The sequence below is a fragment of the Chryseobacterium gwangjuense genome (assembly GCF_021311115.1).
Classification (GTDB): domain Bacteria; phylum Bacteroidota; class Bacteroidia; order Flavobacteriales; family Weeksellaceae; genus Chryseobacterium; species Chryseobacterium gwangjuense.
Genome location: NZ_JAJTNP010000006.1, coordinates 27,497 through 48,088, shown reverse-complemented (window position 1 = coordinate 48,088; position 20,592 = coordinate 27,497). Strand labels below are relative to the sequence as shown.

Annotated in this window: 19 protein-coding genes and 1 tRNA gene; 2 read left to right on the top strand and 18 right to left on the bottom strand. The window is 36.2% G+C overall.

Annotated features, from left to right (window positions below):
• Window positions 1-179 precede the first annotated feature (179 nt).
• Entirely contained in the window at window positions 180-1,232 is a 1,053-nt protein-coding gene (locus LV842_RS12600; RefSeq protein ID WP_233111804.1) for an NAD(P)-dependent alcohol dehydrogenase, read from the top strand.
• A 52-nt stretch (window positions 1,233-1,284) separates the two neighbouring features.
• On the opposite strand, the gene LV842_RS12595 is transcribed toward LV842_RS12600, so the two are convergent.
• The gene (locus LV842_RS12595; RefSeq protein ID WP_233111803.1) at window positions 1,285-1,713 is read right to left on the bottom strand and encodes a winged helix-turn-helix transcriptional regulator; all 429 of its coding nucleotides are present in this window, start codon (window positions 1,711-1,713) and stop codon (window positions 1,285-1,287) included.
• A gap of 82 nt (window positions 1,714-1,795) precedes the next feature.
• Here LV842_RS12595 and LV842_RS12590 point away from each other — a divergent pair, with 82 nt between their 5' ends.
• A complete protein-coding gene (locus LV842_RS12590; protein ID WP_233111802.1) occupies window positions 1,796-2,674 on the top strand; it encodes an NAD(P)H-binding protein in 879 nt (292 codons plus the stop codon).
• A 108-nt stretch (window positions 2,675-2,782) separates the two neighbouring features.
• Here LV842_RS12590 and LV842_RS12585 read toward each other — a convergent pair whose 3' ends face one another.
• From LV842_RS12585 to LV842_RS12505, 17 genes are all read right to left on the bottom strand, one after another.
• Window positions 2,783-4,063 (bottom strand): alkaline phosphatase family protein, encoded by a 1,281-nt coding sequence (locus tag LV842_RS12585; RefSeq protein WP_233111801.1) that lies wholly within the window; start codon window positions 4,061-4,063, stop codon window positions 2,783-2,785.
• Window positions 4,064-4,186: 123 nt separating this feature from the next.
• Window positions 4,187-4,945, bottom strand: coding sequence for a T9SS type A sorting domain-containing protein (locus LV842_RS12580; protein WP_233111800.1), 759 nt, complete (start codon window positions 4,943-4,945; stop codon window positions 4,187-4,189).
• Window positions 4,946-4,948: 3 nt separating this feature from the next.
• Window positions 4,949-5,476, bottom strand: coding sequence for an ankyrin repeat domain-containing protein (locus LV842_RS12575; RefSeq protein ID WP_233111799.1), 528 nt, complete (start codon window positions 5,474-5,476; stop codon window positions 4,949-4,951).
• Window positions 5,473-6,018, bottom strand: coding sequence for a YceI family protein (locus LV842_RS12570; RefSeq protein ID WP_233111798.1), 546 nt, complete (start codon window positions 6,016-6,018; stop codon window positions 5,473-5,475). The genes LV842_RS12575 and LV842_RS12570 overlap by 4 nt, the downstream gene beginning before the upstream one ends.
• Window positions 6,019-6,029: 11 nt before the next feature.
• Complete coding sequence (locus LV842_RS12565; RefSeq protein WP_233111797.1) at window positions 6,030-6,380, bottom strand: hypothetical protein; 351 nt, start codon at window positions 6,378-6,380, stop codon at window positions 6,030-6,032.
• A 1-nt stretch (window position 6,381) separates the two neighbouring features.
• On the bottom strand, window positions 6,382-7,224 hold the full coding sequence (locus LV842_RS12560) for a DUF5777 family beta-barrel protein (protein ID WP_233111796.1): 843 nt from the start codon (window positions 7,222-7,224) through the stop codon (window positions 6,382-6,384).
• Between the two features lie 126 nt (window positions 7,225-7,350).
• Complete coding sequence (locus tag LV842_RS12555) at window positions 7,351-8,001, bottom strand: Crp/Fnr family transcriptional regulator (protein WP_233111795.1); 651 nt, start codon at window positions 7,999-8,001, stop codon at window positions 7,351-7,353.
• 216 nt (window positions 8,002-8,217) lie between these two features.
• The gene (locus LV842_RS12550; RefSeq protein WP_039369566.1) at window positions 8,218-8,523 is read right to left on the bottom strand and encodes a DUF3467 domain-containing protein; all 306 of its coding nucleotides are present in this window, start codon (window positions 8,521-8,523) and stop codon (window positions 8,218-8,220) included.
• Between the two features lie 85 nt (window positions 8,524-8,608).
• Window positions 8,609-12,874 (bottom strand): DNA-directed RNA polymerase subunit beta', encoded by a 4,266-nt coding sequence (gene rpoC, locus LV842_RS12545; protein ID WP_233111794.1) that lies wholly within the window; start codon window positions 12,872-12,874, stop codon window positions 8,609-8,611.
• 84 nt (window positions 12,875-12,958) lie between these two features.
• A complete protein-coding gene (rpoB, locus tag LV842_RS12540; RefSeq protein ID WP_233111793.1) occupies window positions 12,959-16,780 on the bottom strand; it encodes a DNA-directed RNA polymerase subunit beta in 3,822 nt (1,273 codons plus the stop codon).
• A 547-nt stretch (window positions 16,781-17,327) separates the two neighbouring features.
• Window positions 17,328-17,696, bottom strand: coding sequence for a 50S ribosomal protein L7/L12 (gene rplL / locus LV842_RS12535; RefSeq protein ID WP_076390710.1), 369 nt, complete (start codon window positions 17,694-17,696; stop codon window positions 17,328-17,330).
• A 45-nt stretch (window positions 17,697-17,741) separates the two neighbouring features.
• Window positions 17,742-18,338 carry a 50S ribosomal protein L10 gene (gene rplJ, locus LV842_RS12530; RefSeq protein WP_233111792.1) on the bottom strand — a complete coding sequence of 199 codons (597 nt, stop codon included), beginning with the start codon at window positions 18,336-18,338 and terminating at the stop codon, window positions 17,742-17,744.
• An 18-nt stretch (window positions 18,339-18,356) separates the two neighbouring features.
• On the bottom strand, window positions 18,357-19,049 hold the full coding sequence (gene rplA / locus LV842_RS12525; RefSeq protein ID WP_100075647.1) for a 50S ribosomal protein L1: 693 nt from the start codon (window positions 19,047-19,049) through the stop codon (window positions 18,357-18,359).
• Window positions 19,050-19,060: 11 nt separating this feature from the next.
• On the bottom strand, window positions 19,061-19,507 hold the full coding sequence (rplK, locus tag LV842_RS12520; RefSeq protein WP_034702033.1) for a 50S ribosomal protein L11: 447 nt from the start codon (window positions 19,505-19,507) through the stop codon (window positions 19,061-19,063).
• Window positions 19,508-19,724: 217 nt separating this feature from the next.
• A complete protein-coding gene (gene nusG / locus LV842_RS12515) occupies window positions 19,725-20,267 on the bottom strand; it encodes a transcription termination/antitermination protein NusG (RefSeq protein ID WP_039369546.1) in 543 nt (180 codons plus the stop codon).
• A 20-nt stretch (window positions 20,268-20,287) separates the two neighbouring features.
• A complete protein-coding gene (gene secE / locus LV842_RS12510; protein WP_029295580.1) occupies window positions 20,288-20,494 on the bottom strand; it encodes a preprotein translocase subunit SecE in 207 nt (68 codons plus the stop codon).
• 12 nt (window positions 20,495-20,506) lie between these two features.
• Window positions 20,507-20,577: transfer RNA gene (locus tag LV842_RS12505), tRNA-Trp, on the bottom strand.
• Window positions 20,578-20,592: the final 15 nt, after the last annotated feature.

The window sequence follows — 20,592 nt, the reverse complement described above, 5'->3', positions numbered from 1 at the left end:
ACATCTTTCTGTAATCTATATAAGCCGACTTTGCTCAAAAGTTTCGACTTTTGTAATTATGATAAAAATATTTAATTCAAGAGAATACATTTTAATCGTAAATTAAAAACTCTATTTTAAATAGCACCTTAACACAAATTTTAAACTCAACTTAATTAACACTTAAATTAAAAAATCAAATGAACACATTCACGGTAAAAGCTTACGGGGCAGAATCCAAAACTGCAGACCTAAAAGAAATGAATATTGAAAGAAGAGATGCTACACCCAATGATGTAGAAATTGAAATTCTCTACTGCGGAGTCTGCCATTCTGATCTTCACACGGCAAGAAATGACTGGGGAGGAACTATGTACCCTGCAGTTCCGGGACATGAAATTGTAGGACGAATCACAAAAATCGGCAGTGACGTTACCCAATTTAAAATAGGTGATTTGGCAGGTGTAGGATGTATTGTAGATTCTTGCGGACATTGTGAAAGCTGTAAACACGATTTGGAACAATATTGCCAAAACGGTTTTACAGGAACTTATAATGGAAAAGATGTGCATTTGGGAGGTCATACATTCGGAGGATATTCTCAAAAAGTAGTGGTAGATGCAGGTCACGTTCTAAGAATCCCTGAAAATTTAGATTTGGCAGCAGTTGCTCCTCTTCTTTGCGCAGGAATCACAACCTGGTCTCCGTTAAAACACTGGAACGTTGGTCCAAATTCTAAAGTTGCTGTTGTAGGTTTAGGAGGATTAGGACATATGGCGATTAAATTAGCAAAAGGTTTAGGAGCTGAAGTAACTTTATTCTCAAGAACTCCCGGAAAAACAGAAGATGCCAAACAATTGGGAGCCGATCATGTTATTATTTCAACGGATGAAGCTCAAATGCAGTCTGTAAAAGGAAAATTCGATGTGATTATTGATACTGTTCCTTATGTACACGATGTAAATCCTTATGTTACCACTTTAAATATTAACGGAACGCATGTTTTAGTTGGATATTTAGGAGGATTAGAACCTATCTTAAACACAGTTCCTATGATTTTAGGAAGAAAATCTGTTGCCGGCTCTGTAATCGGGGGTATTGCTGAAACTCAGGAAATGCTGGATTTCTGCAGTGAGCATAATATCGTTTCTGAAATTGAATTGATCAAAATGCAGGACATCAACGAAGCATACGAAAGAATGCTGAAAAGTGATGTAAGATATCGTTTCGTGATTGATATGAAATCTTTGTAATTCTTCTATAAAATATTAACAGAAACAGGTTCTTCGGATTGAAGAACCTGTTTTATTTTTTTAGATTTTGACTAAAAGCATTCTGATCCTGATTCATCCTATATTTGTTTCCTTCAGCACACTTATTATCATTTCTCTCCATATCCTGAAATGCCCACTCAGCCATGGCATCAATAACGGGAGCCAGTTCATTACCCGCATCACTCAGTTTATAGGTTACATGAGGCGGTACTACAGGTTTGGCTGTTCTTATAATTAATCCGTCAGTTTCAAGTTGTTTCAAATGCTGGATGAGCATTTTTTCTGTTACCGCAGGAATTGCTTTTTTCAATTCGCTGTATCTTTTTTCTCCTGTGGAAAGATTAAACAGAATAATTGGTTTCCAGAATCCTCCAATTCTTTCCATAACATACATTACAGGACAATCCTGTACTGTTTTTTTATTCTCCTGAATAGTTGAACTTTCTTTGATCGCTGTCATATTTACATACTTTAGGGTAAGTACTTGTATAAAAGTAAGTACAAATATAACTTTGTCTACAGAAATAAAAAAATATTTAGATATGAAAATTATAATCACAGGATCATTAGGAAATGTAGCTAAACCATTAGCACAACAATTAATTGCCGATGGGCACAACATTACAGTAGTAAGCAGCAGTGATTCAAGAAAACAGGATATTGAATCTTTGGGAGCCATTCCAGCAATCGGGTCTATAACAGATCTGGATTTCTTAACTAAAACATTTGAAGGAGCAGATTCTGTTTTTGTTATGACTCCTCCTGCGATCAGTGCAGATAAGATTGTGGAAAATACGACCAATGCGGGAAAAAATTATGCTGAAGCTTTAAAAAATGCTCATGTAAAAAGAGCCGTAATGTTAAGCAGTGTGGGAGCAGCTTCTCCCGTAGAAAACGGTCCGATAGCAGGTCTTCACAATATTGAAAAGCTATATAATGAAGTAGAAAATACCTCTTTTACTTTTTTAAGAGCAGGATATTTTTATACCAATTTCTTCAATGATATTCCATTAGTCCAAAATGCAGGAATCATTGGTGGTAATTATCCCGAAAATATAGAGATTCCTTTGGTACATCCGGATGATATTGCAAAAGCAGCAGCTGAAGAGTTAGTGAAAAGCCCAATTGGTAAAAATATCCGATATATCGTAGGTGATAACCGAAAAGCATCTGATTTTGCAAAAGTTTTAGGTTCCGCTGTAGAAAAGCCGGAACTTCCCTGGGTAGAATTCTCTGATGAAGAAGCCTTAAACGGAATGGTGCAAGCCGGTCTTCCACAAGATATGGCAAAACTCTATGTTGAAATGGGAAGAGGAATGAGAACCGGCGTTGTACAAAAAGATTTTATTGAGAATGGATCTCCTGTTACCGGAAGTATTAAGCTGGAAGACTTTGCAAAAGAATTTTCTTCTAAGTTTTAAATTCTTTTGAATATGGATAAAAGTTTCGGCGAGCTAAAGGCTCGCCGAAACCATATCTTACTAAATTTTATTTTACACTTAAAGTAAAGCTAAAAAGAGATTTAATTTTTATTTCTCTTTTAAAGTTACCTTCAATATTTTCAGTTTTCCATCGATCGGCTGATCGATTTTTAATCCTAAAATTTCAGCAACCAAAGGATAAACATTGATATTTGTAAATTCATCAATCACCAGATTATTTTTAAATTCAGGACCCCATGCAAAAAATGTAGCTTTCATTTCAGGAACTACTCTAGGATTGTAACCATGTTTTCCAATGGATGTTTTTTTACCCTTTTCCAAGAAAATTTTTGGAGCTTTTGGAATCAACAGAATCTGTCCAATTCTATTGTATCTATCGTCTTTTGTAGCAAAGTGAAGATATTTTGGAAGCTTTTTATCTAAATACACTTCATAGTCTTCAGTTTTATTTGCTTTTAATTCTTTATATGTTTTCTTAACCTCATCAGAATTTTTAACGTACACTCTCAATAAAGTCTGGGAATTATAAATATCAAATCTGTTTTTATCCAGAAGCATTGCAGGAATCTCCAGAGGATTGCCTCCATCCACTTTTATCATTCCGTGGTCTGATACGAAAACGAAGTTTACATTTTTCAAGCCAAGAGCATTTACTTTCTGAACCAGTTCTCCAATCGCATTATCAATCAAATGAACAGCATTTTCTGTTTCCTTTGTATCGGGTCCGAAATGATGTCCGCTTCCGTCAACTTCAGGGAAATACAATGAAATAAAGTGAGGCCTTTTATCCATCGGCAATTTTAGCCAATTGATGACTTTATCCACTTTTTCCGAAGGGGCAAATTTTTCGTGATAAGGATAATAGTATGTTGGTCTTATTCCGCCTGCATCACTCGCGGAACCAACCCATTGCAAAGAAGCTGAAATCATTCCTTGTTTTTCTGCTAAGCTCCAAAGTGGTTTTCCGCCGTACCAGCTTCCATCTTCTGCATTTTTTTTATTGCTCATGGCGTAAGCTTCCTGTCTCTTATAGTCGTAGAAATAATTATCAATCAAACCGTGATGAGAAGGGTAAAGCCCAGTAATTAGAGTCCAGTGATTCGGGAAGGTAATACTCGGATAGCTTGGAATCATTGCTTTTGCCTGAACTCCTTCATTTGAAAATTTCAGAAGATGTTCTGCATTATATTTTTTAGCATAGTCATAACGAAAACCGTCTGTGGAAATCATAATCACATAAGGTTTTGTTTGAGCCTCAATACTATTATATCTGTTGGGAATAACGACTTGTGCTGTATCAACCGTTTCCTTCTGGGCAAAAACCGTCAATGAAAAAATCAACAGTAAAAATTGTAATCCTCGCTTCATTATAAATTTTTCACAAAGTTACTTCCGGAAAATCTGACATAAAAATTTCCCGGGTTAAAAAAACATTAAAAGCATTTTTTAGAATTGATGTAAACAAAAAAGCCACTTTTCAGTGGCTCTTATTTATTCTTTAATTAGTTTTTCATAGGATAATGTACCATCTTTATGGGTAATTTCGAAATAATAGCTTCCGGCTCTTAAATCAAAAACACTGATGTTATCGCCTTCAAGTTTTACAGATTTTACTTTTCGTCCTGTTGATTCATAAATATCTATAGATTTTATTTTATCAGCATTTTTAAAACTTACCATCTCTTTAGCAGGGTTTGGATAAAGCACTATTTTTTTGTTTTCAAGTACAAGATCATTCGTTGCCAGAGTTGCGGTTCTTGGCAGCGTTGCATAATCTCTGTTGCTACCATGATACCCTAAAGCTGTAGTTCCGTCTCTTCTTGAATAGAAAATATTAATCGTTGAGTTTGAATTTGAAATGGCAAAATCTCCGGTTCCACCCGTTAAAGTTCTCGTTGCTACGATAGTTCTTGTACTTCCTGATACTGAATTGGTACCTACCGTCCAATCTTGTGACGCATCTGCAGTAGGTGTTATTCCTACTCCACTAAAAGTATAATCTATATTAGTATTGGTAGTTGAAAGTGAATTATAAACAAACCCGTCTGCTCCATTTGCCATTCCACTGGATCCAAAACCAATTCCAAGCATTGAATTACTATCTCCCGTTACCGTTAAAGTTACTGTAGTAGGTGTCGTATCTATTTTCACAGTCATACCTGTAGTGGGTAATGAGACTGTTCCTGTCGTAAACTGAGCCCAAGCAAAATTTGCCAGAAGCATTCCCAATATGAGTAAAGTTTTTTTCATTTTTTAATTTTTTAAGAGGTTGATAATGTCTTTATTATTTGTTTGTAGGGCATATTCGAATGGTGTCATTCCCTGAGCGTCTTTGATAGATTTGTCAGCTTTATGTTGCAATAACAGTTCTATGAGTTCTTTATTTCCAAATTTCACAGCCCAGAATAAAGGAGTAGCTCCTGTAGCATCTGCGATATTAGGATCGGCGTTTTTTCGTAGTAAACGCTCTACCAATTCTTTATTATATTTCACAGAAAGTCCGGCTAAAGCGGTTCCTTCCTGACTCTTATAATTAACATTCTTTACATTATCAATCAAAAACTTAGCCACTTCGTTATTCCCTCTGTAACATGCTAGAATAAGAGGCGAAAAACCGTGATCATTGGTCTGGTTAATAACATCCGGATTCTGTTTCATCAGTGCTTGTACTTCTGCAACATTTCCGCTTCTGGCAATATCGAAGATTGATTTTGCTTTTTCCTGAGCAGATACAAATGTAAAACTCAGAAAGACACCTATTATGATTATTAAATTTTTCATTGTTTTGATAATGTATAATCGTATTGAACATTTACATTTTCAGCCACTTTTTTAGTAACCATTTTAGGAATCGTTACTTTATGATCTGCTGATTTCGCTATGAAACCTCCTGTTATGTAAATTTTGCCATCTTTAGCATAAATTGTTGCATTGGAGGTATAGACTTTATCTACTCCATGAAAGTTTAGGGTTCCTTGTATGGTATATTTTTGTGGAGTTGCAGAAAGCTTTGTTTTATCAAAGTTTAAAATCTTTCCTGTGAAAGTTGTTTTCGGATATTTGGCTGTTTCTGCATAACTTTCATTGAAATGTTCTTCCATGAGTTTCACTTTGAAATGATAGTTTTTAACTGCGGAAACAGAAGCTATATCTCCCGTATCAGCGTTCAAAACGACAATATTATTATCATCCTGAGCAAAAACATCCTCAAATAAAGGTACTGAAGCTTCAAATGTTACTTTCCCTGTTTTTGAGCTGTATTTCTGAGCTAAAGCAAGGTTTGTAAAAAGTAACGAAACGGTAAGTATTATTAACTTTTTCATATGAATTCATTTTAATTTTCAACAAGGCCGTCAGCTTTCCATTTAATAAAAATATTGATCTGTGATGATGACAGAGCCCCGCCTTTAGGCATTTTCTGAGGATCTCCAACCGGTCTTTGTATTCTGTCTAAAATACCATCAATATGATTTTTAACCTCAGTATAGCTCGTCCAAGGCTGATATGCAGCTGCCCCACCTGCAGAATGGCAAACAATACAATTAGCATCTACAAGAGGTTTTACATCTTTAGTATAGGTTACTTTTTCTACAATCGGAGTTGACACTGAAATTTCTTCATAGGTTCTGCTTTCACAAGCAATAAGAGCAACAGCCGATGAAAATAGGTATATTATCTTTTTCATATTAAAAAACTCTATAAAGATTAAACCCAAAGAAAATATGACCTTTTCCCCAATCTCCGGTTGCATTTGTAAGGTATCCGATATCTGAATTGAGCTGAGAGTTGGTAAATAACAACTGGAAAACATGTCCCCCGGTTTCTATATCCATCCCTAAAGACAAAGGGTTTTTATAAAAACTGTGATTATCAAAATTCACAAAGTATTCTGCATTAATAGAAATTCTTTTTGAAATTTTATAGCGACCTCCCAATCCCGTAAGAAACTGGTTTTTATCTTCAATATTTGGCTCATAGAGATTCTTATGAACATAGGAAGGCGTTAATTGTAATGAAAATTTATCATTAAACCGTCTTGAAATAAGCGCCTGAGTAAGATAAGATAACCTGTCTCCGAACTGAAGATCCGGATAATTATCTTTACTGAGGTCCGTATTTACTGCTAACACATTATAGCCTACAATATCTAACGGAAAGTTTTCGTTTTGCTTTACCAGTTTGTACTTTGCTCCGCCTTCAAAAGTTTTCATATTGGTTTCTCTGGAAAAACTTAGTGAAAGTCCATCTGTAACGCCATAGATTACCCCTAATTTGGTAGAAGCATCATCTAATCCAAAAAAGTCTTTGAATCCTTTGCTTACATCTCCGAAACGGTGGGCTACAACGATATACCATTCATTTTTTGCAGAGAGCTTTGTTGATTGTCCTGTGACGACTTGTAATGCCTTAAATGCAGGCTGTGAAATTTCGGTATTTGTTTTAATAGTATCAATATCCTTCAACAAGTCTTCCTGTGCAAAGGCAAGACTTGAAGCCAACATTGACAAAAAGAAGAAAGTTTTTGTCATACACTTATCGTATTAAAATATTAGTCTAACAAACTTATAGACTTATGCCTTCAAAAGCAGGTGATAAAAGTCACAGACAAAATTGTTTTTATCAATCAAATTGTTTAAATAATTAAATGATATTTATTAGATCTCTCTAACATTTTCATTCACAGGGATTTTTATTCCTTCTTTTGTCTGGATGATTTCGCCTTCATTTTCAACTTTTTTCAAAACACGGCTTACCACTTCTCTGGAAGTTCCTAAGTTGCTTGCAATTTCTCTATGTGTAAGTTTAATCGGATTGTTTCCTGTGATTAAAACCTGTTGTTTGATGTAATTTAATATTCTTTTATCGAGCCTGTGAAAAACAGCATCATTCACCATATTCATCACATCTATAAACCTCTTGTCATATTCATGGTAAAAGAGTTTATTGATCTCCGGAAATTTTATCAGCCAATCATGCAATACCGCAACAGGAACCAGCATCACTTCAGAATCTTCTTCAGCTAGAGCATATATTTTACTTGTATAATCACTAAAAATAGATGAAAAAGTCATCAGACAGCTATCATTAGGTCTTACATAATAATAGATAAGCTCTCTTCCGTCATTTAAAGAGTATACTTTAATTGAGCCTTTTATTAGGAAAGGAACATATCTTACCTTTTGCCCTTCTGTAATAATTTCTGTTTTTGCTTTAATATCGGTAATAAATGCATGCTTTTGAAGCTCAATTGAAAAATCTCTCCCCAAAAACCCGAATTTATTAAGAATAAATTGATTATTTATCATATTCATTAAATCATATCTAACAACAAATATATAAAATTGAAGAGTTCGCAGGAATATATTTTTATTTATTAAAAAAATTTAATGATGAATTATTAATGGGATATATTCTATATTTTGAAATAGTATGTTCAAAGAAAGCTTTAACGTTCAAAAAATAAAGCATAAAAAATGCCTCAATTTTCATTGAGGCATCTTAGTATATGTTAAGAAAAAATCTTAAGCTTGTACGTTGTTAGCACCTAATACGAAAGGCTCAACTTCTTTGATTTCTCCAAATTGTTGTTCGTAGTTAGCGATGTTTTGTTGAAGAGCAGATAATACTCTTTTTGCGTGAAGTGGAGCAAGGATAACTCTTGATCTTACTTTCGCTTGTTGTACCCCCGGCATTAATTGGATAAAATCTACAACGAATTCAGATGGAGAGTGGTTTACCAATGCTAAGTTAGCATAGATTCCAGCTGCTACCATTTCGTTTAATTCGATGTTGATGTTTCCGTCTTGTGGATTTTGATTGTTGTCCATTGTTATAAATTATTTTTTTAATTCGAAATTTGAGGTTGTGAAAATATAAAAATAATTTCAAACCTCAAATTCCAAATCATTAATTTTAGTTAAGGTCTTCGAATTCTTTTCTAGAACCTACAATTACATTTTGGTATTCTTTAAGACCTGTACCTGCAGGAATTCTATGACCTACAATTACATTTTCTTTAAGACCGTTAAGATCATCTACCTTACCTGCAACTGCTGCTTCGTTAAGAACTTTAGTTGTTTCCTGGAATGATGCTGCAGACATGAATGATTTAGTCTGAAGAGCTGCTCTTGTAATCCCTTGCAATACAGGTGTTGCTGTAGCAGGTAAAGCTTCTCTTACTTCAACTAAAGCCTGATCTTCACGCTTCAACTTAGAGTTTTCGTCTCTCAATTCTCTTGCAGTAATCATCTGACCTGGCTTGAATTCTTTAGAATCACCAGCATCAACTACTACTTTAAGACCAAATACTCTGTTGTTTTCTTCTAAGAAATCATACTTATGTTCAAGAGCTCCTTCAAGGAACTGAGTATCACCTCCATCAACGATAGATACTTTCGTCATCATCTGTCTTACGATGATTTCGAAGTGCTTGTCGTCGATTTTTACCCCTTGTAGACGGTAAACTTCCTGAATTTCGTTTACCAAATATTCCTGAACTGCAGTTGGACCTTTAATTCTTAAGATATCGTCTGGAGTGATTGAACCGTCAGAAAGTGGCGAACCAGCTCTTACGAAGTCATTCTCCTGTACTAGAATCTGGTTTGATAATTTAACTAAATAAATTTTTCTTTCACCAGTTTTAGCCTCAACAATAAGTTCACGGTTACCTCTCTTAATTTTTCCGTAAGAAACTACCCCGTCGATTTCAGTAACAACCGCTGGGTTTGAAGGGTTTCTCGCTTCGAATAATTCGGTAACTCTCGGAAGACCTCCGGTGATATCCCCTGCTTTTGCAGATTTTCTTGGGATCTTGATTAAGACTTTACCAGCCTTAATTTTTTCACCATCGTTTACCATTAAGTGGGCTCCTACCGGTAAGTTGTAAGCTTTCTGCTCAACCCCTTTAGAATCTACCACTTTCAAAGTAGGTACGGCTTTCTTATTTCTAGATTCAGAAATTACTTTCTCTTCGAATCCTGTTTGTTCGTCAATTTCAAGTTGGAATGAAATACCTTGGATGATATCCTCGTATTCTACCTTACCTGAAGTTTCTGCAATGATAACCGCGTTATACGGATCCCATCTACAGATTGTATCTCCCTTCTTCACTTTATCACCTGGTTTTACAGATAATATAGATCCGTAAGGTACGTTAGCCACCATTAATGGAGTTCTAGACTCATTATCAGCAACTAATCTGAATTCTGTTGAACGAGAAACTACAACTTCAGCTGTATTACCGTTTTCATCTTCAGAAGTAATCGTTCTTACTTCATCCATTTCAACGATACCGTCTCTTCTTGCAACAATAGATGGGTTTTCTGAAACGTTACCCGCAGTACCCCCTTGGTGGAAAGTTCTCAACGTAAGCTGAGTTCCTGGTTCCCCAATTGACTGTGCTCCGATAACCCCTACAGCTTCACCCATGTGAATCATTTTACCTGTTGCTAAGTTTCTACCATAACATTTCGCACAGATACCTTTCTTAGCTTCACAAGTTAATGGTGAACGTACTTCAACAGCTTCTAATCCAGCTTCCTCAATTCTCTTAGCTAATTGCTCAGTAATTACTTGATCAGCTTCAGCGATAATTTCATCACTTTCAGGATCGTAAATATTATGTAAAGAAACTCTACCTAAGATTCTTTCAGAGATTCTTTCAACGATCTCGTCATTTTTCTTAAGTGCAGTAACTTCAGTACCTCTTAAAGTTCCACAGTCGTTTTCTGTAACGATCACATCCTGTGCAACGTCTACCAATCTTCTCGTTAAGTAACCAGCATCGGCTGTCTTAAGAGCGGTATCCGCAAGACCTTTACGAGCACCGTGGGTAGAGATAAAGTATTCTAAGATTGAAAGACCTTCTTTAAAGTTTGCAAGGATCGGGTTTTCGATGATCTCCGCTCCGGTAGAACCAGCTTTTTGCGGTTTTGCCATCAAACCTCTCATCCCTGATAACTGACGGATCTGTTCCTTAGAACCCCTCGCTCCAGAGTCAAGCATCATATATACAGAATTGAATCCACCTTGGTCAACTTTCATTCTGCTCATGATCATTTCAGTTAATCCAGCGTTGGTGTTTGTCCAAACGTCGATTACCTGGTTATAACGTTCTGTATCGGTAATTAGCCCCATGTTATAGTTAGCTCTAATTTCGTCTACAGTTTCAATAGATGAAGCAATCATTTGCTTTTTCTCAACAGGAACTACAATATCTCCTAATGAGAATGAAAGACCTCCTTTGAATGCGTTTGAATACCCTAAGTCTTTCATTGCATCCAAGAACTTCACAGTGGTAGGGAAATCTGTATCAGCAAGGATCTTACCGATAACATTTCTTAATGATTTCTTCGTAAGAAGCTCATTAATATATCCTGACTGCTTAGGTACGATTTGGTTGAATAAAATTCTACCTACAGAAGTTTCGATCAATCTTGTTACGATTTCACCATCTTCTTTGATAGGTAGTCTACATCTTACTTTAGCATTTAAAGATACTCTACCTTCAGCATAAGCGATTTCCGCTTCTTCAGGAGAATAGAATGCAAGACCTTCACCTTTTACTTTCATAGTATCAGTAGAACTTAATTCTTTGGTCATGAAATATAGACCAAGAACCATGTCCTGAGATGGTACCGTAATTGGAGAACCGTTTGCAGGGTTCAAGATGTTTTGAGAACCTAACATCAATAACTGAGCTTCAAGGATCGCTTCTGGTCCTAACGGCAAGTGTACCGCCATCTGGTCACCATCGAAATCGGCGTTGAATGCTGTTGTTACTAACGGGTGTAGCTGGATTGCCTTACCTTCGATCATCTTAGGTTGGAAAGCCTGAATCCCCAATCTGTGAAGCGTAGGTGCTCTGTTCAGTAGAACAGGGTGACCTTTCATCACGTTTTCTAGGATATCATATACTACTGGTTCTTTTCTATCAATAATTCTCTTTGCAGATTTTACTGTTTTTACAATCCCTCTTTCAATTAGTTTTCTAATGATAAATGGTTTGTACAATTCCGCAGCCATATCTTTAGGAATACCACACTCGTGAAGTTGTAAGTTTGGACCTACAACAATTACCGAACGCGCAGAGTAATCTACCCTTTTCCCTAGTAAGTTCTGACGGAAACGACCTTGCTTACCTTTCAATGAATCAGAAAGTGATTTCAATGGTCTGTTTGATTCAGATTTTACTGCAGAAGATTTTCTTGTATTATCGAATAATGAATCTACTGATTCCTGAAGCATACGCTTCTCGTTTCTCAAGATTACTTCAGGAGCTTTGATCTCCAATAATCTCTTCAAACGGTTATTTCTGATAATAACTCTTCTATAAAGGTCATTTAAGTCAGAAGTAGCGAAACGTCCACCATCCAACGGAACCAATGGTCTTAGTTCTGGTGGGATAACTGGAAGCACACGCATAATCATCCACTCTGGTCTGTTGATCATTCTTGTATTAGCACCTCTCAATGCTTCTACAACGTTCAATCTCTTAAGAGCTTCAGTTCTTCTTTGCTTAGAACCTTCATTGTGAGCTTTGTGTCTCAAGTCGAAAGACAATGCATCAAGATCGATTCTTTTTAATAATTCCTCAACAGCTTCAGCACCCATTTTAGCGATGAATTTGTTTGGATCAGAATCGTCAAGATATTGGTTTTCTACAGGAAGAGTTTCCATTATATCAAGATACTCTTCTTCTGTTAAGAACTCCATGTTTTCGAAATCAGAACCGTCTAATTTCTTAGCAATACCTTGTTGAATCACTACATATCTTTCGTAGTAGATGATCATATCCAATTTCTTGGAAGGAATTCCTAAAAGGTAACCGATTTTGTTTGGTAAAGAACGGAAATACCAAATGTGAGCAATAGGAACAACCAAACCGATGTGTCCGATTCTTTCTCTACGCACTTTTTTCTCCGTAACTTCTACACCACAACGGTCACAAACGATCCCCTTATAACGAATTCTCTTGTATTTACCACAAGCACATTCGTAATCCTTTACAGGTCCGAAGATTTTTTCACAGAACAAACCGTCTCTTTCAGGCTTGTGTGTTCTGTAGTTAATAGTTTCCGGCTTAAGAACTTCCCCTCTTGAGTCCTGTAAGATAGACTCCGGTGAAGCTAAACCGATGGTTATTTTATTAAATCTACTTGATTTATTTTTATTTGACATTTGTTAGATTTTAAATTTTAGATTTTAGATTTTAGATTAATTTTTGAATGCTGCCATTCAACATTTATAATTTAAAATTTAAAATTATTCCTCTAGTCTTACGTCTAATCCAAGACCTTGTAACTCGTGAAGTAATACGTTGAATGATTCCGGGATACCTGGTTCAGGCATAGATTCACCCTTAGCAATTGCTTCATAAGTTTTCGCTCTACCAATCACGTCATCCGACTTCACAGTCAAGATTTCTCTCAAGATGTTTGATGCACCGAATGCTTCAAGAGCCCAAACCTCCATCTCTCCGAATCTCTGACCACCGAACTGAGCTTTACCTCCTAACGGCTGCTGAGTAATCAATGAGTAAGGTCCGATAGAACGTGCGTGCATTTTGTCATCAACCATGTGTCCTAGTTTCAACATGTAGATAATACCTACCGTTGCAGCCTGAGTAAATCTTTCTCCGGTACCTCCATCATAAAGGTGAGTGTGACCGAATTTAGGAAGACCTGCTTTCTCTGTATATTCAGTAATCTGATCAAGAGTTGCCCCGTCAAAGATTGGCGTAGCAAACTTCAGACCCAGCTTCTGACCAGCCCATCCAAGAACTGTTTCATAAATCTGACCGATGTTCATACGAGAAGGTACCCCAAGTGGATTCAATACGATATCTACTGGTGTTCCGTCTTCTAGGAATGGCATATCTTCTTCACGAACGATTCTCGAAACGATACCTTTGTTACCGTGACGTCCTGCCATTTTATCTCCTACATTCAGTTTACGTTTCTTAGCAATGTAAACTTTAGCCAACTTCATGATACCTGCTGGAAGCTCATCTCCGATTGAAAGTGCAAACTTCTCACGGTTTTTAACTCCTTGAATATCGTTGAATTTGATTTTATAATTGTGAATTAATTGCTTAATCAATTCATTCTTATCGTGGTCAACAGTCCAGTCTGAACCGCTTACATTTACGTAATCTTCAACTGAAGTCAATAATTTATGAGTGAACTTCACACCTTTACCGATGATTTCCTCATCTAGGTCGTTGGTAACTCCTTGAGAAGTTTTACCGCTTACCAGTGTATTTAATTTTTCAATTAAAGTATTTCTCAATTCATCAAACTTAGCCTTGTAAGTGTTTTCAATCTCTTCAAGTTTAAGTTTTTCTTCAGTTCTCTTCTTTTTATCTTTAATGTTTCTTGAGAACAATTTTTTGTTGATAACAACACCTCTTAATGAAGAGTCAGCTTTCAATGAAGCATCCTTCACATCACCAGCTTTATCACCAAAGATTGCTCTAAGAAGTTTTTCTTCAGGAGTTGGATCTGACTCACCTTTTGGAGTGATCTTACCGATCATGATATCTCCAGGCTTCACTTCAGCACCAATTCTGATCATACCGTTTTCGTCAAGATCTTTAGTAGCTTCTTCAGAAACGTTTGGAATATCTGCTGTAAGTTCTTCCATACCTAATTTAGTATCACGAACTTCAAGAGAATATTCATCCACGTGGATTGAAGTAAACCAGTCTTCACGAACAACTTTTTCGTTAATTACGATCGCATCCTCGAAGTTGTATCCTTTCCAAGGCATGAACGCAACCACTAAGTTTCTACCAAGAGCTAATTCTCCTTTTTCAGTAGCATAACCGTCGCAAAGTACCTGTCCTTTTTCCACTACATCACCTACTCTTACGTTTGGTCTTAGGGTAATTGTTGTACTCTGGTTAGTTTTTCTGAACTTAGTTAAGTTATATGTTTTAGTAGCAGACTCGAATTGTACTAAATCTTCGTCTTCGCTTCTTTCATATTTAATGATGATCTTATCAGCATCTACATACTCTACAGTACCAGTACCTTCAGCGTTAATCAAGATTCTTGAATCTCTCGCAACTTGCTGTTCCAGACCTGTACCTACGATTGGAGCTTGTGGCTTCAACAAAGGAACGGCCTGACGCATCATGTTAGATCCCATCAACGCACGGTTCGCATCATCATGCTCCAAGAAAGGAATCAATGAAGCTGAAATACCAGAAATCTGGTTTGGTGCAACGTCGATTAGGTTCACCTGAGCTGGTTCAACTACTGGGTAATCACCATCTAATCTTGCAATAATTCTGTCTGTCAAGAATTCACCGCTATCGCTCAATTCAACGTTTGCCTGAGCAATTACTTTGTCTTCTTCGTCCTCTGCATTTAGATAGATAGGATCAGCAGCAAGATCAATCTTACTATCTTCTACTTTTCTATATGGAGTTTCGATGAATCCAAGTCTGTTGATTTTAGCATAAATACCTAAAGATGAAATCAAACCGATGTTTGGTCCTTCCGGAGTTTCAATCGGACAAATTCTTCCGTAGTGAGTATGGTGAACGTCTCGAACCTCGAAACCTGCTCTTTCTCTTGATAAACCTCCAGGTCCTAGAGCAGAAAGTCTACGCTTGTGCGTGATTTCTGACAATGGGTTGGTTTGGTCCATGAACTGAGAAAGCTGGTTGGTACCAAAGAATGAGTTAATTACTGATGTTAACGTTTTAGCATTAACAAGATCAAGCGGAGTAAAGATTTCGTTATCTCTAACGTTCATTCTTTCCTTGATTGTTCTTGCAATTCTTGAAAGACCCACACCAAACTGTCCTGCCAATTGCTCACCAACAGTTTTAATTCTTCTGTTTGATAAGTGGTCGATATCATCAACCTCTGCTTTAGAGTTTACAAGCTCGATCAAGTGTCTTACAATCGCAATGATATCTTCTTTTGTAAGAACCTCAGTTGTAGTCGGAATGTTAAGACCTAACTTTTTGTTTAGTCTGTAACGTCCTACTTCACCCAATGAATATCTTTGCTCAGAGAAGAATAATTTTTCAATGATTCCTCTTGCAGTTTCCTCATCTGGTGGATCTGCGTTTCTTAACTGACGATAGATATACTCTACCGCTTCTTTTTCAGAGTTAGTAGGGTCTTTTTGTAATGTATTCTGGATGATAGAGAACTCGTTGCTGTTTTCTTTGTGAATCAAGATAGATTTCACACCAGCATCCAAGATAAGATCCAAATGTTCTTTTTCAAGAATAGTTTCTCTATCCAAGATGATTTCGTTTCTTTCGATAGAAACTACCTCACCGGTATCTTCGTCTACGAAATCTTCGAACCAAGTGTTCAATACTCTCGCAGCCAATGTTCTTCCTTCTACTTTTTTAAGGGCAGCTTTAGAAACTTTCACTTCTTCAGCAAGGTCGAAGATCTGAAGGATATCCTTATCAGATTCGTAACCGATCGCTCTTAATAAAGTTGTTAATGGTAATTTTTTCTTACGGTCGATATACGCGTACATTACGCTGTTGATATCGGTTGTAAATTCCATCCAAGATCCTTTGAAAGGGATAATTCTTGAATAATACAATTTAGTTCCGTTTGCGTGGTAAGTTTGTCCGAAGAATACACCAGGTGAACGGTGAAGCTGCGTAACAATAACTCTTTCTGCACCGTTGATGATGAAAGATCCACTAGGAGTCATGTAAGGAACCGGACCTAAATATACATCCTGAACCACAGTTTGGAAATCTTCGTGCTCAGGGTCTGTACAATACAATTTAAGTCTAGCTTTAAGAGGTACTGAATACGTCAATCCTCTTTCCACACACTCATCAATTGAATAACGTGGAGAATCTACCAAATAATCTAAAAACTCCAATACAAATTGGTTTCTAGAATCAGTAATTGGGAAATTTTCCTGGAAGGTCTTATACAAACCTTCGTTTGTTCTGTCTTCCGGAAGGGTATCTAGCTGGAAAAACTCACTGAAAGACTCGATTTGGATATCCAAGAAGTCCGGAGTAATAATTTTTCCTTTCGCTGAAGAGAAGTTAACTCTCTGATTCCCCCTAGTTGTTGCTGTTGTTTTACTCATAAAACTTTTAAGAAAGGGTTAAAAAATATTTTGATTAAAAAATATCAGAAGAAAATGGTTTTTAAATTTTCGAGAAAAGAATAAATAAGAAAATTTTGGCGCAATGATCAAGTTTTATTCCTTATTCTCAACTATTTAAATAGTATTTAGCTTCTAATTGCAACACTGGTATATCTTTTCACAGCGTAATGCAAAATATTTTTATTACTTTTGAGGCAGAGTCGCCGCAATATCTATATACACGAAAGCCCTTTCAAATTCATGAAAGAGTTCACATTCAGTATTTTATAGATTTACAAACAATTTTTCGCGCCAAAAGAGGAGCAAAGGTACAAAAAGTTATCCACATTTACAATATTTTTTATTGCAAATGCATTTCTTAATTACTTTTGATATCACCCAAAGTTTTGTTCAAGAAACTATTGGTTTAAAACTCTACATCCATTCATTTCTTTTTCTTAGAAAATTTCCAACTCTACCCACAACTTTATTCCATAAAAAAAGCTCGAGTAAAATACCCGAGCTTATTATTTATAGTATCAATTGATTACTTCAATTCTACTTCAGCACCAGCTTCTTCTAATTGCTTCTTAAGAGCTTCAGCTTCGTCTTTAGAAACACCTTGCTTCAATGGAGCAGGAGCACCGTCTACGATATCTTTAGCTTCTTTAAGACCAGCACCAGTTAAATCTTTTACTAATTTAACGATAGCTAATTTAGAAGCACCTGCAGACTTAAGAATTACGTCGAATTCTGTTTTTTCTTCAGCAGCTTCACCTGCACCACCTGCAGCAACTACTACAGCAGCAGCAGCTGGCTCAATTCCGTACTCATCCTTAAGGATAGCAGCTAATTCATTTACGTCTTTTACTGTTAAGTTTACTAGCGTTTCAGCTAAATTTTTTAAATCTGACATTGTTGTAATGTTTTTTGTTGATTATTTATTATTTTTTGAGTGTAATTATTCAGCAGCTGGCGTTTCGTCAGTGCTTTCTGCAACAGGAGCTTCTGGAGCAGCCTCAGCAGGAGTTTCTTCTACAGCAGGAGCAGCAACTTCTTCAGTTGTAGCTTCTACAGCTTCAGATTTGTTTTGAAGAGCAGAAACAACTCTTTGGATTGGAGACTGAAGTAATCCGATGATTTCACCGATCATTTCTTCTCTAGACTTGATGCTTACTAAAGTATCAAGATTGTTGTCACCAATATAGAAAGTTTCTTGAACGAAAGCAGACTTCAATGCCGGCTTCTCTTCTTTCTTTCTGAAATCTTTGATTAATTTCGCTGGAGCATTTGCAGTCTCAGAAATCATAATCGCAGAGTTTCCTTTGAAAGACTGGAACATTTCAGAGTAATCTACTCCTTCAATTTGCTCCATTGCTTTTTGTAAAAGTGTATTTTTTACAACTTTCACTTTGATATTTTGCTTAAAAGCTTGTCTTCTGAAGTCAGATGCTTTACCAGCATTCAATCCTTCTAGGTCTGCAACATATACTACTTTAGCATCCTGAAGCAAATCTTTGATCTCTTGTATCGCTACAACTTTTTGGTCTTTTGTCATTGTCTTAAGGATTTAATATTAGTTAACAGATTTAGTATCGATTGCAATACCAGGACTCATTGTAGAAGACAAATAGATGCTTTTTACATAAGTACCTTTAGCAGCAGTTGGCTTCATTTTAATCAAAGTAGAGATCAATTCCTGAGCATTTTCCTTGATTTTAGCAGCATCGAAAGATACTTTACCAATACCAGCGTGGATAATACCGTATTTATCAACTTTGAAATCAATTTTACCTGCTTTTACTTCAGTTACTGCTTTACCAATTTCCATAGTTACAGTACCTGATTTAGGGTTAGGCATCAAACCTCTTGGTCCTAATACTCTACCCAAAGGTCCTAATTTACCCATCACAGCTGGCATAGTAACGATAACGTCAACATCTGTCCAACCTTCTTTGATTTTTTGTAAATATTCGTCAAGACCTACATAATCAGCACCAGCTTCTTTAGCTTCAGCTTCTTTATCTGGAGTTACTAAAGCCAAAACTTTAACATCTTTACCAGTTCCGTGAGGAAGAGATACAACACCTCTTACCATTTGGTTTGCTTTTCTTGGATCTACACCCAATCTTACAGCGATATCAACAGAAGCATCAAACTTTGCAGTGTTCACTTCTTTTACAAGAGCTGAACCTTCTTCAAGGTTATAGATTCTTCCTTTTTCTACTTTGCTTAAAGCTTCCTTTTGCTTTTTAGTCAATTTTGCCATTTCTAATAGTTTTAAGCGTTAAAAGTTGGTTTAGTTCCTGTTACTCTTAATCCCATAGATCTAGCAGTACCTGCAACCATAGAAACTGCAGAATCCATTGTAAAGCAGTTAAGGTCAGTCATTTTATCTTCAGCGATTTTCTTCACTTGATCCCAAGATACAGAACCTACTTTGTTTCTGTTTGGTTCTCCAGAACCACCCTTGATTTTAGCCGCATCCATCAACTGGATTGCTGCAGGAGGAGTTTTAATTACGAATTCAAAAGATTTGTCTTCGTATACTGTAATTACTACAGGTAAAACTTGTCCCGGCTTATCTTGAGTTCTTCCGTTAAATTGCTTACAAAACTCCATGATGTTCACACCTGCAGAACCCAAAGCTGGACCTACTGGTGGAGAAGGGTTAGCAGCGCCACCTTTCACCTGAAGCTTTACCATTTTAAAGACTTTCTTAGCCATTGTTTGTTTTTTAAATTTGAATAATTAATGAGTTTGGAAGCATTTATTATTCAGTAGATTACCGACTCACATACAGTAAACCTACTTTTCGGATTGCAAAATTATGAATTATTTTTGAAATAGCAAATTGATATGCTTATTTTTTTATAATTTAATATAAGTAATAAAAAAAACCACTTATAAGAATAAGTGGTTTTATATATTTTTAAAGTTTAAATTAAACCTTCTCAACTTGCATATAGCTTAACTCCATTGGAGTTTTTCTACCGAAGATAAGAACTGAAACTTCAATTTTCTTTTTATCTTCAAGAATTTTTTCTACAGTTCCGTTGAATCCATTGAATGGTCCGTCAATTACTTTAACGTTTTCACCCACGATGTAAGGAATTTCAACATCACTTGCAAACTCTGATAATTCATCCATTCTTCCAAGCATTCTGTTAACTTCAGACTTTCTCATTGGAACAGGATCTCCTCCTTTCGTTAAACTCAAGAAAGATATAACTCCGGGAATATTCTTAATAACGTGAGGAATCTCTCCCATTAATTCAGCTTCAATCATTAAGTATCCAGGATAGTAAGGTCTTTCTTTAGGAACTTTTTTTCCGTTTCTAATTTGAATAACCTTTTCCATAGGAATAACCACCTGAGTAACATACTGCTCAAACCCTAAACGTTTGATTTCTGTCTCAATGTAGTTTTTCACTTTATTTTCCTGTCCGCTGATAGCTTTCAGCACATACCATTTCAATTCGCTCATTTTTGGAAAATACTTTATTATTAATTGAACAAGTTGATAAGCATTCCTATGATGTTACTAATTGCTTTAGAAAACAATTCGTCAACTCCAAAAGTAAATAGTGCCAAAATCACTGTAGCAATAGTCACTACAATTGTAGAAGATTGCAGATCAGACCATTTTGGCCATTCAACTTTATGTCTGAATTCGTTATAAGAACCTTTTAAAAAATCGATAAATGAACTCATAATTGTTATTTGCACGGGCACAAGGATTCGAACCCTGATCAACGGTTTTGGAGACCGGTATCCTACCATTGGACGATGCCCGTAGTTAAAAAAGCTTC